The following is a 13620-nucleotide window of genomic DNA, read 5'->3' as shown; positions in this document are numbered from 1 at the left end:
CATGAAACAAGAACAGATCGACGCGCTGCGCCATTTGCCCATCCCCGATCAGGGGCTGCTGATCGACGGGCAGTGGGCGGCTGCTAACTCAGGCCAAACTCTCCCCGTGGTCTCGCCCATTGACGGACAACAGCTTTGCACCATTGCAGCGGCCGGGCAGGCTGATGTGGACCGCGCTGTGCAGGCGGCCCGCCGCAGCTTCGAGTCTGGCGTGTGGTCGCGCATGGCGCCTGCCGAGCGCAAGAAGGTGTTGCACCGCATCGCCGACCGCATCGAGGCGCACCACGCCGAGCTGGCGGTGCTGGGCGTGCGCGACAACGGCACCGAGATCGCCATGGCCTGGAAGGCCGAGCCGGGCAGTGCGGCGGGCACCTTCCGCTATTACGCCGAGTGCGTGGACAAGGTCAACGGCGAGATCGCGCCCACACCCGAGGGCACGCTGGGGCTGATCCACAAGGAGGCTGTCGGCGTGGTCGGGGCCATCGTGCCCTGGAACTTTCCGCTGATGATTGGCGCCTGGAAGATCGCCCCCGCGCTGGCGGCGGGCAACTCGGTGGTGCTCAAACCCTCCGAAGACGCATCGCTGTCTTTGTTGCGCCTGGCGCAGCTGTGCCTGGACGCGGGCTTGCCTGCGGGGGTGCTCAACGTGGTGACTGGCACGGGCGCTGAGGCGGGCGAAGCGCTGGCGCGGCACATGGATGTGGACATCCTGACCTTCACCGGCTCCGGCCCGGTGGGGCGCATGTTGCTCAAGGCTTCGGCCGAGTCCAACCTCAAGCGGGTGTACCTGGAGCTGGGCGGCAAGTCGCCCAATGTGGTGTTTGACGATGCAACCGATCTGGCGCAGGCGGCCAAAGTCTCGGCCATCGGCATCTTCCGCAACAGCGGTCAGGTGTGTGTGGCGGGCTCGCGGCTTTTGGTGCAGCGTTCGGTGCATGACGAGTTCGTGGAACGCCTGCACAAGATCGCGGCCAGCTTGCGCGTGGGTGACCCGCTGGAGGTGAGCACCGAAATCGGTGCGGTCAGCAGCGCCCGGCAATTGGTCAAAAATTTGGCAGCGGTGCAGACTGCGCAGCAGCAGGGCGCACGCCTGCGCGTGGGTGGCCAGGCTTTGCAGCCCGTGGCAGGCGGCAGCTACATGGCCCCTGCATTGTTTGATGGCGTGACGCCCGACATGACCTTGGCACGCGAAGAAGTCTTTGGTCCGGTGCTGGCGGTTTTGCCTTTCGACGACGAGGCCGATGCGGTGCGCTTGGCCAACGATTCAACCTATGGCTTGGCGTCGGCCGTGTGGACGGGCAGCCTCTCACGCGCCCACCGCATGGTGCGCGCCATCAAGGCCGGGGTGGTGCACGTCAACACATACGGCGGCCCCGACATCACCGTGCCTTTGGGCGGGGTGCGCCAGTCGGGCAACGGGCACGACAAGTCGATGCATGCCCTGGACAAATACCTGGACCTGAAAACGGCCTGGATTCAGCTTTGATTTTGAAAGTAAGCGACATGAACCACGAGCAACTCAAGGCCGACAACGCCCAATACCTGTGGCACCCCATGGCCCACCCGGGGGCGATGAAGAAGTCCACCCCCGACATCATCGCCAAAGGCGAGGGCTGCTGGATCTGGGACGTGGACGGCCACAAGATGCTCGACGGTGTGGGGGGCCTGTGGGCCTGCAACCTGGGCCACAGCAACAAGCCGGTGCGCAACGCCATCGTGGCGCAGATGGACGAGCTGCCGTTTTACAACGTGTTCCGCGGCACCACCCATGTGCGGGCCATCGAGCTGTCCAAACGCCTGGTGCAGATGATGCAGCCCGAAGACGTAGCCACAGTGATGTTCTCCAACGGCGGCTCGGATGCGGTGGAGGGCGCATTGAAGGTGGCCCGCCAATACTGGAAGCTCAAGGGCCAGGCCGACCGCTTCAAGTTCATCAGCCTGCGCCAGGGCTACCACGGGGTGCACTTTGGCGGCATGAGCGTGAACGGCAACACCAATTTCCGCCGCGCCTACGAGCCCTTGCTGCCCGGGTGCTTTCACATCGACACGCCTTGGGTCTATCACAACCCCTACACCGATGACCCGATCCGACTGGGCGAAATCTGCGCCGAGTTGTTGGAGCGAGAAATTGTCTTTCAGGGGCCAGACACGGTGGCGGCTTTCATTGCCGAGCCGGTGCAGGGCGCGGGTGGTGTGATCGTGCCGCCACCCAACTACTGGCCTCTGGTGCGCCAGATTTGCGACAAGTATGGTGTGCTCTTGATTGCCGACGAAGTGGTGACCGGTTTTGGCCGCAGCGGCGAGCTGTTTGGCACCCGCCTGTGGGGCGTGAACGCCGACATGTGGTGCCTGGCCAAGGGCATTTCTTCGGGCTACATCCCGCTTGGGGCCACGGCCATCAACCGCCGCATTGCCGATGTGTTTGACGCCGACACCACGGGCACGGCATCGGTCTCGCACGGATACACCTACAGCGCGCACCCGATCGCCGCCGCGGCGGCGCTGGCCACACTCGACCAGATCGAGGCGCTGGACATTCCCGGCAACGCCGCCCGTGTGGGCGCGCACCTGCAGACGCGCTTGCGCAAGTTGGTGGACACCTGCAGCTTTGTGGGCGATGTGCGCGGTGTGGGCCTGATGCTGGGCATCGAGATGGTGAGCGACAAGGCCAAACGCACGCCGATGACCCGCAGCAGCGACATCCCGGCACGGGTGGCCAAGGTCGCCTACAAGGCAGGTTTGATGGTGCGCATCTCCGGCCCCAACCTGATCCTGTCGCCGCCGCTGGTCATCACCCGTGAGGAGGTCGACTTCATGTGCAACGTGCTTGAAGCCGCCTTTGCCGCTGTGCAGGAAGGCCGCGCATGAAGAGCCCGGTCATCCTGATTGTCGGCACCGTCGACACCAAGAGCGACGAGATTGGCTTCATGCGCGAGCAGGTGCTGGCCGCAGGCGGCCAGGCGCTGGTTATGGATGTGGGGGTGCTGGCCAAAGGCCGGGTGGTCCCGGACATTGCCAACTCTGACGTTGCTGCGGCTGCGGGCGTGACGCTGCAGCAGGTCATGGACAGCGGCGACGAAAACAGCGCCATGGCTTTGATGGCGCAAGGCGCATCGGCCTTGGCTGCCCAACTGCAGCGCGAAGGCCGCATGGACGGCTTGCTGGTGCTCGGTGGCACCATGGGCACCGACCTGGCGCTGGACGTGGCCAGCAGCTTGCCGCTGGGTGTGCCCAAGGTGGTGCTGTCCACGGTAGCGTTTTCGCCGCTCTTGCCGCCCGATCGTATGCCGCCCGATCTGATGATGGTGCTGTGGGCCGGTGGCTTGTATGGCCTGAATAGCCTGTGCCAGTCGGCGCTGGCGCAAGCTGCAGGTGCGGTGGTGGGGGCCTGCCGCGTAGCGCGGGTGCCGCGGTTCGAGCGGCCAGTGGTCGGCATGACGTCTTTGGGCTCAAGCTGCCTGAAATACATGGTGCAGCTGCAGCCCGAGCTGGACAAGCGCGGTTTTGACTTGGCGGTGTTCCACACCACCGGCATGGGGGGCAGGGCGTTTGAATCGTTGGCCGCACAGGGGCAGTTTGCCTGCGTGATGGATTTGAGTCTGCAGGAGATGGTCAACCAGATGGGCGGCTCGGTGGTGAGCGCCGGCCCCGACCGTTTGATGGGCGCGGGCCTCAAAGGCGTGCCGATGATCGTCGCCCCCGGCGCCACCGACCTGGTGGATTACCCCGCCTGGGGCCAGATGCCCGAGCGCTTTGCCGGGCGGCCCTCACACGACCACAACCGTCTGATCGCTTCGGTGGGCATCGACGCCGACATGCGCCGTGAATTCGCCCGCGAGCTGGCCAGCCGATTGCGTCAGGCCCGTGGCCCGGTGCACCTGGTGCTGCCACTTCAAGGGATTGAAGAGTGGGACCGGCCCGGCGCGCCGTTGCACGATGCCGAAGGCTTGGCGGCTTTGATGGATGAATGCTGTCAATGCGATTGGGGTAGGGCTGAGGTCTCGCGCATCGTCGCGCACATCAACGACGCGGCTTTTGTGCAGCAGGTGCTCAAGGTCTTTGACGACTGGCTGGCCCGCGGGTTGGTGAAAAAGGTCGCGCCATGAGCGCCGCATCGGGCAAGGCCTTGGTGCTGGACTTTGGCGGGGTCATCAGCCGCACCCTGTTTGAAACGCACGATCTGAGCGAAGCGGCACTCGGTTTGCCGCCCGGCACGCTGACTTGGCGGGGTCCCTTTGATCCGGAGACTGATGCGCTTTGGCAGGCCATGCAGGCCGACCACATCACCGAACGCGAGTACTGGATGGCCCGCACCCGCAGCGTGGGCGACCTGGTGGGCGAAGAGTGGAACGACATGAAGACCTTCGTGCAGCGGGCGCGGGGGGCGGATGTAGAAGCGGTGATCCGACCCGAAGCGGTGGCCGCCGTTCACCAAGCCAAGGCGGCGGGTTGCAAATTGGCGGTACTGTCCAACGAGCTTGACCTGTTTTACGGCGCGAGCTTTCGCGAGCGGCTGCCTTTGCTGGAGTTGTTTGACGTGATCATCGACGCAACCTACACCGGCATCCTCAAGCCCGACCGACGGGCCTATGAGATGTGCACCGAGGCACTGGACGTGGTGGCTGCAGACTGTGTGTTTGTGGACGACCAGAGCCGCAATGTCTTGGGGGCGATGCGGCTGGGCTGGCAAACTGTGCAGTTCGATGTGATGAACCCGGAGGATTCGTACCAACGGGCTTTGAAATTGCTGGGCATTTGATAAAGCGCTTTGTGGCGTGTAGACCTTATTTGCGGATAATCATCCTTGAGTTTGAAAGGTAAATTTCATTCCCAGTCCTTTACATCGCGAAATCAGGTCATGACGCCATGCCAGAAGTTGGAAGTATTTAAATGAGCACATCGGGTTGGATTGGTCGCAAAGTGTCCGGTTGGTTGCCAAGCGGCAAGAGCAAAAGCGGTGCCACTTCAGAACCGCAAGACAGTTCGGTTGAAGGCCGAAACAACAAACCCATTGCGGCCAAGGAAGCGCAAGCTCGATCTTCCAAGGAGCGGCTCAACGCCACTTTGCGCCACAAAGAAGAAGCACTGTCGCCACGCGTTTTACGTCGGACCTTGAGTGAGCTCAAGGCCATTGTGGACCCCAGTGTCAGCGAGGTGGAGGGCGGAAAACGGGCACGCGGGGTGGCCAATTGGTACAGCAAGGCGCCCCCCGAACAGCGACAAGACTGCTGGCTGTTGATGAGCGAACAATTCGCTCCCGATGCGAACAAGGTCAAGGCCGCGCGTGAGCAGTACGAGGCTGCCACCGGCACACCTGATGAGGGCGTGGCTGAAATTCGCATGCGCAAAGCCTTGGTTTCGCCGCGCACACGATTGCTTCAGCGCTTTGCCGTTTTCCCCGAGGGCATGCGTTTTTTAGTGGATTTACGCCAGGAGTTGCTGCCTGCGATCAAATCCAACAAGCGCTTGTTGGCGCTCGAGGCCGAATTGGAAAATTTGTTCACCACCTGGTTTGACGTGGCGTTTTTAGAGCTTCGCCGGATCAGCTGGGACTCGCCCGCCAGTTTGGTCGAAAAATTGATCAAATATGAAGCGGTGCATGACATCAAGAGCTGGGGCGATGTGAAGAACCGGCTGGACTCCGATCGGCGTTGCTACGGATTTTTTCACCCGCGCTTGCCCGATGAGCCCTTGATTTTTGTCGAGGTCGCGTTCATGAATGAAATCGGTGCCAGCATCAGCCCCTTGCTCGACGAAGCGGCTGAGGCGGTGGACTTGAACCGGGCGACCACGGCCATCTTTTACTCGATCAGCAATACCCAGCAAGGCCTCAAAGGCGTGAGTTTTGGCGACTCCCTCATCAAACGGGTGGTCGAAACCTTGCGCGCTGACTTCCCCAAACTCAAAACCTTTGCGACTTTGTCGCCCATTCCGGGATTTCGCACTTGGTTGTCCAAAAACGCGGCCCGGATGTTGGAGGACACTCCAGACAAGATGCGTTCACAGCTTGGCCGTGAGGTGGGTTTTGAGCCAGCGGCTGCAGGTCATGTGATGTCTGCTCTGGACCAAGCCACGGCCTTGTCCGACCGCTCTGTTTTGCGACAGTGGTTGATGGCCTGTGCGGCACATTATTTGGGCAAAGAACTCAGTGACGAGCGTCCGGTTGATCCGGTGGCACGATTTCATTTGGGCAATGGTGCCCGTGTTGAACAGATCAATTGGGCGGCCGATCCCTCTGCCAAGGGTTTCAAACAGTCTTTTGGACTGATGGTCAACTATCTGTACGATCTGCGCAAAATTGACCGGCATCGGCAAGGACTTTCTCAGGGTAAAGTCCCCGTTTCAGACGGTATTGAGCAACTGTATTTTTGATTTGACAGTACAACGTATAAAAAAAGGAGACCTTCGTGCAACATCTTCCTCTTGCTTTCGATCGCCGTGGCGTTTTGAAATGGGCGGTTTCAGCCGCAGCAGCCAGTGTTTGGAATGCCCAAGCGCAAAGCACTTGGCCTACCAAACCTGTGACCATGGTGGTGCCATTCCCAGCAGGGGGCGGCACAGATGCTTTTGCGCGGCCCCTTTCAGCCCAGTTTGCCAAACTGACGGGCAAACAACTCATCATCGACAACCGAGGTGGCGCAGGCGGTACTTTGGGCGCTGGCGTAGCCGCCAAATCTGCGCCCGATGGCTACAACTACTTCATGGGTGCCGTTCACCACACGATTGCACCGAGCATGTACCCCAAGCTGGATTACGACTTGGAACGTGACTTGGTGCCTTTGATCTTGGTGGCCAACGTTCCTCAAGTTTTGGTGGTGAATCCCAAAAAAGTGAGCGCCGCTGATTTCAAGACCTTTCTTGATTTCGTCAAAAAGAACCCTGGCAGGTTGAACTACGGTTCGGCCGGAGGCGGCACATCGCACCATTTGGCGGGTGAGTTGTTCAAGCTGCAAACCCAAACCTTCATCACCCACATCCCCTACCGTGGTGCAGGACCCGCCTTGCAAGACCTGATTGCCGGCAACGTGGACATGATGTTCGATGGTTTGGGTTCTTCTGCCACACACATCAAAGGCGGCCGAATCAAGGCTTTGATGGTTTCGGGATCGAAACGCAATGCGGCTTTCCCCGATGTCCCGTGCTCATCAGAACTGGGTTTGCCCGATTACACCGTGTCGACTTGGTACGGGGTGTGGTGCCCCAAAGGGACGCCGGCCGATGCCCAAGCGCGCGCCATCGAAGAGATCCGCAGAGCCTGTTTGACCGACGAAGCCAAAGCCGTTTGGGCCAATCAAGGTGCCGAATTCCCGAATTTGACCACCGGTCAGTTTGATGCTTTCATCAAAAAAGAGCTGGCCAAGTGGTCACAAGTGGTCAAAGCCTCGGGCGCTAAACTCGATTGACCCGATCACATGTTTGTTATGGGCCTGCACGCAGGCCCATTTTCACGAGTTCAACGAAACCATGAAAAATCACAATTTGTTTTCAGCCTTGTGGGCTGCTTTTCCTTCCGACTTGTCTGCCACGGCTGTCGAAACCGACGAAGGCCTTCATTACAGTTGGAACGATCTGGACCGCGCCACGGCCATGATGGCCAATTTGTTCAAATCCTTAGATTTGCCTGAAGGCAGCCGTGTCGCCGTGCAGGTTGAAAAATCAGTCGAAGCCCTGATGCTTTACTTGGCCACTTTGCGCGCCGGGTATGTGTTTTTGCCGCTGAACACCGCTTACCAAAGTGCTGAAATTGAGTATTTCATTGGCAACGCTGAGCCGGCCGTGGTGGTGTGCAGTGGGGCCAACTTTGGTTGGGTGAGCAAAATTGCCTTCAAGGCGGGCACGCAGCATGTGTTCACCCTCAACGACGACCGCACAGGCAGCTTGCTCGAACGTGCGACTCACCACAGCGACAAACATCAGGCGGTGCCGCGCCAAGTGGATGATTTGGCCGCCATTTTGTACACCAGCGGCACCACCGGTCGCAGCAAAGGGGCCATGCTCACGCACGGCAACATGCTGAGCAATGCACTCACGCTCAAGGATTACTGGGGTTGGAAAAAAGGCGATGTCCTGATCCACGCCTTGCCCATTTTCCATGTGCATGGTCTTTTTGTGGCCATTCATGGGGCACTGATCAACGGCAGCAAGATGCTTTGGATGGCCAAGTTCGACCCCAAACGGGCGATTGCATACATGAACCAAGCCACCGTTTTCATGGGTGTGCCCACCTTGTATGTGCGCATGTTGGCCGAACCGAGCTTGAACAAGGCAGCGGTCAAAAACATGCGCCTGTTCATCGCAGGCTCTGCGCCTTTGCTGATTGAGACTTTTACCGAATGGCAAGAGCGCACAGGCCACACCATTTTGGAACGCTACGGCATGAGCGAAACCGCCATGCTGACGTCCAACCCCTACGCCCCCGATCAGCGTTACGCCAAGCAGTCTGAGCGCCGAGGCGGCACAGTGGGTTTCCCATTGCCCGATGTGGAGCTTCGCGTGCGTGGGGACGATGGACAAAACTTGCCAGTCGGAGAGATCGGCGGCATTCAGGTCAAAGGCCCGAATGTGTTCAAGGGCTACTGGCGCATGCCAGAGAAAACAGCCGAAGAATTCACAAGCGATGGCTATTTCAAGACCGGCGACGTTGGCAAGGTCGACGAACGTGGCTATGTGACCATTGTGGGCCGCAGCAAGGACTTGATCATCAGTGGTGGTTACAACGTGTACCCGGCCGAGATCGAGGGCTACATCAACGAAATGCTGGGGGTGGCCGAAAGTGCTGTGGTGGGTGTGCCTCATCCGGATTTTGGTGAGGTGGGCGTGGCGGTGGTCATTGCCAAACCGGGCGTAACCGTTCAACCCGAAGCTGTTTTGGCTGAACTCAAGGCCAAGTTGGCCAACTTCAAAATACCCAAACGCTGTTTTGTGGTGGCCGAGTTGCCTCGCAACACCATGAGCAAGGTGCAAAAGAACTTGCTTCGCGATCAGTACAAAGCGCTTTTCTTGGCCTGATTGGGCGCACTGGCCAAGCTCAAGCTTGGCCGGTCGTCTTCAGCGCAAAACCAACACGGGAATGTGCGAATGGGTCAGCACCTGCTGGGTTTCACTCCCCAACAGCAGTCTCTTGATGCCTTTTCTGCCGTGTGAAGCCATCACGATCAAATCTGCTTTGTGCTTTTTGGCTGCGGCGATGATCGCGTCGGACACCACATCCGATTTCACGGTCACGGCCTTCACGCTCACCGATTTGGACTTGGCCGTCTGCGCGATCGCTGCCAATTGCGCTTGAGCGGACTCGGTCCATTGCTTTTCAATTCGCCCGATCTCCTCCGCCGATAAAGGGATGCTGCCCTCAAAGTAGGCTTGGGGGTAACGCGGAACCACTTTGAGTGCCAACAGTTCAGCCCCGCAGGTCGCTGCCAGTTGAATGGCGCTGGCCACGGCTTTTTTGGACAGGCTTGAGCCGTCTGTGGCCACAAGAATGCGTGTGTACATGCTGAGCTCCTGAAGTTGTAAAAGTTCAGGATAAAAGTGCATGCGCATGGCCCACTTGATGCACATCAAGCTTTGCGCCTGTTTTTTGACGTATCGTCAGAAAATGACTCAAGTCAACGATTTGAACCCATTGCCTGTGTCTTCGCCAAGCGAAATGACCGAGCAACGCTTGCAGCTTCTGGATGACCCGTCCGAGTGGTCCGCCTTCAGCTTGCCTGAAAAAACCGAATCTGGCTGCTGGCGTTCGAGTGTGGTGTTTGAAGGCATGCACTGCGCAGCGTGTGCCATCACCCTCGAAGATGTTTTGCGGGCCGTACCCGGTGTGCTGTCAGTGCAAATCAGTGGGGCCAGTCACCGGGGTCAAATCGTTTGGTCACCCGCGCAAACTCGGCCCTCACAGTGGATGCGTTCGGTCGAGCGCTACGGTTACAAAGCCGTGCCCGCCAACGATGCGCTTGCGCACCAGCGCCGCCGCGAAGAGGCCCGGCGCATGTTGTGGCGATTGGCGGTTGCTGCAATGTGCATGATGCAAGTCATGATGTACGCCACGCCCACCTACCTCTCAGAACCCGGTGAAATTTCTGAAGAATCCATGTATTTGCTGCGTTGGGCATCCTGGGTGTTGTCATTGCCTGTTCTTTTCTTTTCGTGCACGCCGTTCTTACTCAGTGCTTGGCGCGACTTGCGCGAACGCCGCATCAGCATGGACTTTCCGGTTGCCTTGGGCATGCTCGTGACTTTTGCAGTCAGCACTTTGGGCACTTTTGAACCCCACGGGCCATTTGGGAAGGAGGTCTTTTTTGACTCCTTCACCATGTTTGTTTTCTTTTTGCTCATGGGCCGCTTTTTAGAGCAACGCATGCGCGACCGCACGGCCGGTGCACTGGAGGCGGTGCTCAATCGTTTGCCTGACAGTGTTCGCAAACGACAAAGCGACGGCAGTTGGGCACTGATGTCGATCAGAAGGCTTCAGGTGGGCGATGTGATCGAGGTCTTGCCTGGGGAAGCTTTTGCGGGCGATGGGCAGGTCTTGTCCGGTCAAAGCCAGGTGGACGAAGCCTTGCTGACAGGTGAGTCAAAACCCCTGGCGCGTGGCGTGGGGGATCGCGTGATTGCAGGCAGTCACAACCTGAGTGGCACTTTGGCGGTGCAGATCGATTTGGTGGGCGCTTCGACACGTTATGCGCAAATCGTGGCCTTGATGGAAAGCGCAGCCACCTCTAAACCCGCTATGGCTTTGCAAGCAGACCGCTTAGCCAAATTTTTTCTGATCGCCGTTTTGTGGGCTTCTTTGGCGTCTGCCTTCTACTGGTGGCCTACCGATCCCGCCCATGCGGTCATGGTGGCCGTGGCTGTGCTGATCGTGACCTGTCCCTGCGCACTGTCATTGGCGACACCTGCGGCCATGCTGGCCACTGCCGGGGCATTGGCGCGCAACGGGGTGCTGGTGCGCAGACTCAGCGCCTTGCAAAACCTCGCCAACATCGACACGGTGATTTTTGACAAAACAGGCACCTTGACCCGCGATGCTTTTCAGGTGCGGCACATCCACACACGCGCAGGTGTGAGTGAGTCACAGGTGTTGGCATGGGCAGGCAGTCTGGGGCGTCATTCATTGCATCCCGTTTCGCGTGCCCTTTGGTCCGAAGCACGCAGGCAAGCCGAGGCGGCGGGGGTACTGTCTGCGCTTGAAGATTTGTCAGCTCAAAACGTGACCGAGTTGGCAGGGCAGGGTGTGAAGGCCCGCCTTTATTTAGACGGCACCAAACCCATGGATTTGCGACTGGGTTCAGCCCGTTTTTGTGCTGCCCCAGTGATGGCGGGCCAGCACTTGCAGGTCAGCTTGGCGGATGCATCCGGTTGGATGGCCACTTTTGAACTGGCCGAGGAAGTGCGCCCCGAAACGGCCAATGTGGTTCAACAGTTGTCCAGCCTGGGGTTGGCCATCCAAGTTTTGTCGGGCGATGGTCAAACTGCGGTGACCCAAGTGGCTCAAGCGGTGGGCATCGCCCAGGCGCGGGGGGGCTGCAGCCCACAACAAAAACTGGAAGCCTTACACGCTTTGCAGGCCCAAGGCCACAAAGTGGCCATGGTGGGCGACGGACTGAACGATGGACCGGTTTTGGCGGGTGCCGATGTGTCTTTTGCTTTGGGTCAAGCGGTGCCCTTGGCGCAGTCTCAGTCCGATTTTGTTCTGATGGGTGGGCATTTGGATGCCTTGGTCACGACGGTGATGCGAAGTCGCGCAACATTGCGCGTTGTCAAGCAAAACCTGGTTTGGGCAGCCTTGTACAACGCCGCCTGTGTGCCATTGGCCGTCATGGGCTGGTTGCCCGCTTGGGCAGCAGGCTTGGGTATGGCGCTGAGTTCTTTGGTGGTGGTGCTCAATGCTTTGCGTCTTTCGCAAGGCGTGGCGGAGGTGTTTGTGCCTTCCAAATCAGCGTTTGCAACGGCCTGAAAATTTGAAGAAAGTTCAGATGGATATCTTGTACTTGCTCATTCCTTTGTCGGTGGTCTTGGTGTTTTTCATCCTGGCGGGCCTGTGGTGGGCGATCGACAAGGGTCAATTTGAAGACATTGAAGCCGAAGGCGAAAGAATTTTGCGCGAGGATTGATTTCGATCAAGTCCGATCGGTGCACACCTCGTCAAACTCTGCTGGTCTTTATAAATAAGCAGAGGTAAAAATGAATTTTGCCAATATGCAGGCCAAGTCCTACAACGATACGGTTGTCAGGCAGTTCGCCATCATGACGGTGGTTTGGGGTGTGGTGGGCATGCTGGTCGGCGTGATCATCGCCGCCCAATTGGCTTGGCCCGAGTTGAACTTTGGCATTCCGTGGCTCAGTTATGGCCGCTTGCGGCCGCTCCACACCAATGCGGTGATTTTCGCGTTCGGGGGCTGTGGCTTGTTTGCCGCTGCCTATTACGTGGTGCAACGCACCTGCAATGTCCGTTTGTTCAACGACAAACTGGCGTCTTTCACTTTCTGGGGTTGGCAACTGGTCATTGTGCTCGCAGCGATCACCTTGCCCCTGGGTTACACCAGTGGCAAAGAGTATGCCGAACTCGAGTGGCCGATTGACATCCTGATCACGCTGGTTTGGGTGGCCTTTGCCGTCGTGTTCTTTGGCACCGTGGGCACCCGCAAAGTGCGCCACATCTACGTGGCCAACTGGTTTTTTGGCGCCTTCATCATCGCCGTGGCTTTGCTGCACTTGGTCAACAGTGCAGCGCTGCCCGTGGGCATGATGAAGTCGTACTCGGCCTACGCCGGTGTGCAAGACGCCATGGTGCAATGGTGGTACGGCCACAATGCCGTGGGCTTCTTCCTGACCGCAGGCTTCCTGGGCATGATGTATTACTTCATCCCCAAGCAAGCCGAGCGGCCTGTGTACTCGTACCGCTTGTCGATCGTGCACTTTTGGGCTTTGATTTTCACTTACATGTGGGCCGGTCCTCACCACCTGCACTACACCGCATTGCCTGACTGGACCCAGTCCATTGGCATGGTGTTCTCGCTGATCCTCTTGGCCCCCAGCTGGGGCGGCATGATCAACGGCATCATGACCTTGTCGGGTGCTTGGCACAAACTGCGCGACGATCCGATTTTGCGTTTCCTGATCGTGTCCTTGTCCTTTTACGGCATGTCGACCTTTGAAGGTCCGATGATGTCCATCAAGACCGTCAACGCGCTCAGCCACTACACCGACTGGACCGTGGGCCATGTGCACTCGGGTGCTTTGGGGTGGGTCGGTTTGGTGACCATGGGCTCGATGTACTACCTGATTCCTCGTCTGTTCGGTCAGAAAAAAATGTACAGCGTCAAAGCCATCGAATTTCACTTCTGGACCGCGACCATCGGCATCGTGATTTACATCGCAGCCATGTGGATTGCCGGCGTCATGCAAGGCTTGATGTGGCGTGCGGTGAATGCTGACGGCACCTTGACCTACACCTTCGTGGAATCGGTCAAAGCCACTTACCCCTTCTATGTGTTGCGTTTACTGGGCGGCTTGTTGTACCTGGGCGGCATGTTGGTGATGTTGTGGAACACCTTCAAAACGGCCACGCAAGGTCGTCCTGTCGACGTTCAGATTCCCGTGCTCGTTGCACACGCCTGAGGAGAA

At 58.8% G+C, this 13620-nt stretch carries 11 protein-coding genes; 10 read left to right on the top strand and 1 reads right to left on the bottom strand.

Annotation, left to right across the window (positions count from 1 at the left end):
- The first annotated feature begins 1 nt into the window (after position 1).
- The 7 genes from B9Z40_RS09255 (at position 2) to B9Z40_RS09225 (ending at position 9009) form a co-directional block, all read left to right on the top strand.
- The gene (locus B9Z40_RS09255; RefSeq protein WP_100173085.1) at positions 2-1486 is read left to right on the top strand and encodes an aldehyde dehydrogenase; all 1485 of its coding nucleotides are present in this window, start codon (positions 2-4) and stop codon (positions 1484-1486) included.
- A 17-nt stretch (positions 1487-1503) separates the two neighbouring features.
- Positions 1504-2868: an aminotransferase class III-fold pyridoxal phosphate-dependent enzyme gene (locus B9Z40_RS09250; RefSeq protein ID WP_100173084.1), complete on the top strand. Its 1365-nt coding sequence runs from the start codon at positions 1504-1506 to the stop codon at positions 2866-2868.
- On the top strand, positions 2865-4106 hold the full coding sequence (locus B9Z40_RS09245) for a Tm-1-like ATP-binding domain-containing protein (RefSeq protein WP_100173083.1): 1242 nt from the start codon (positions 2865-2867) through the stop codon (positions 4104-4106). The genes B9Z40_RS09250 and B9Z40_RS09245 overlap by 4 nt, the downstream gene beginning before the upstream one ends.
- Positions 4103-4759 carry an HAD family hydrolase gene (locus B9Z40_RS09240; protein WP_100173082.1) on the top strand — a complete coding sequence of 219 codons (657 nt, stop codon included), beginning with the start codon at positions 4103-4105 and terminating at the stop codon, positions 4757-4759. Before B9Z40_RS09245 ends, B9Z40_RS09240 begins: the two co-directional genes overlap by 4 nt.
- 131 nt (positions 4760-4890) lie before the next feature.
- Positions 4891-6372 carry a malonyl-CoA decarboxylase gene (locus B9Z40_RS09235; protein WP_100173081.1) on the top strand — a complete coding sequence of 494 codons (1482 nt, stop codon included), beginning with the start codon at positions 4891-4893 and terminating at the stop codon, positions 6370-6372.
- 35 nt (positions 6373-6407) lie between these two features.
- A complete protein-coding gene (locus B9Z40_RS09230) occupies positions 6408-7403 on the top strand; it encodes a tripartite tricarboxylate transporter substrate binding protein (RefSeq protein WP_100173080.1) in 996 nt (331 codons plus the stop codon).
- Positions 7404-7464: 61 nt separating this feature from the next.
- Positions 7465-9009: a malonyl-CoA synthase gene (locus B9Z40_RS09225; RefSeq protein ID WP_100173429.1), complete on the top strand. Its 1545-nt coding sequence runs from the start codon at positions 7465-7467 to the stop codon at positions 9007-9009.
- Positions 9010-9048: 39 nt separating this feature from the next.
- On the opposite strand, the gene B9Z40_RS09220 is transcribed toward B9Z40_RS09225, so the two are convergent.
- Positions 9049-9492, bottom strand: a complete 444-nt coding sequence (locus B9Z40_RS09220) for a universal stress protein (protein WP_100173428.1) — start codon at positions 9490-9492, stop codon at positions 9049-9051.
- Between the two features lie 40 nt (positions 9493-9532).
- Here B9Z40_RS09220 and B9Z40_RS09215 point away from each other — a divergent pair, with 40 nt between their 5' ends.
- The 3 genes from B9Z40_RS09215 (at position 9533) to ccoN (ending at position 13614) form a co-directional block, all read left to right on the top strand.
- Positions 9533-11950 (top strand): heavy metal translocating P-type ATPase, encoded by a 2418-nt coding sequence (locus tag B9Z40_RS09215; RefSeq protein WP_369823437.1) that lies wholly within the window; start codon positions 9533-9535, stop codon positions 11948-11950.
- Positions 11951-11969: 19 nt separating this feature from the next.
- Positions 11970-12107 (top strand): cbb3-type cytochrome oxidase assembly protein CcoS, encoded by a 138-nt coding sequence (ccoS, locus tag B9Z40_RS09210; protein ID WP_100173078.1) that lies wholly within the window; start codon positions 11970-11972, stop codon positions 12105-12107.
- Between the two features lie 70 nt (positions 12108-12177).
- Positions 12178-13614 carry a cytochrome-c oxidase, cbb3-type subunit I gene (gene ccoN / locus B9Z40_RS09205; RefSeq protein ID WP_100173077.1) on the top strand — a complete coding sequence of 479 codons (1437 nt, stop codon included), beginning with the start codon at positions 12178-12180 and terminating at the stop codon, positions 13612-13614.
- Positions 13615-13620: the final 6 nt, after the last annotated feature.

The sequence above is a fragment of the Limnohabitans sp. 15K genome, from assembly GCF_002778285.1.
Classification (GTDB): domain Bacteria; phylum Pseudomonadota; class Gammaproteobacteria; order Burkholderiales; family Burkholderiaceae_C; genus Limnohabitans_A.
Note: the sequence above shows the minus strand (reverse complement) of the source record. Positions and strands in the feature narration are given on the sequence as shown.

Coding starts and splice junctions, on each gene's coding strand:
- B9Z40_RS09225 (WP_100173429.1), top strand. CDS start 7,465: ATGAAAAATCACAATTTGTTTTCAGCCTTGTGGGCTGCTTTTCCTTCC.
- B9Z40_RS09215 (WP_369823437.1), top strand. CDS start 9,533: ATGCGCATGGCCCACTTGATGCACATCAAGCTTTGCGCCTGTTTTTTG.
- B9Z40_RS09255 (WP_100173085.1), top strand. CDS start 2: ATGAAACAAGAACAGATCGACGCGCTGCGCCATTTGCCCATCCCCGAT.
- B9Z40_RS09235 (WP_100173081.1), top strand. CDS start 4,891: ATGAGCACATCGGGTTGGATTGGTCGCAAAGTGTCCGGTTGGTTGCCA.
- B9Z40_RS09220 (WP_100173428.1), bottom strand. CDS start 9,492: ATGTACACACGCATTCTTGTGGCCACAGACGGCTCAAGCCTGTCCAAA.
- B9Z40_RS09250 (WP_100173084.1), top strand. CDS start 1,504: ATGAACCACGAGCAACTCAAGGCCGACAACGCCCAATACCTGTGGCAC.
- B9Z40_RS09240 (WP_100173082.1), top strand. CDS start 4,103: ATGAGCGCCGCATCGGGCAAGGCCTTGGTGCTGGACTTTGGCGGGGTC.
- B9Z40_RS09245 (WP_100173083.1), top strand. CDS start 2,865: ATGAAGAGCCCGGTCATCCTGATTGTCGGCACCGTCGACACCAAGAGC.
- ccoS (WP_100173078.1), top strand. CDS start 11,970: ATGGATATCTTGTACTTGCTCATTCCTTTGTCGGTGGTCTTGGTGTTT.
- ccoN (WP_100173077.1), top strand. CDS start 12,178: ATGAATTTTGCCAATATGCAGGCCAAGTCCTACAACGATACGGTTGTC.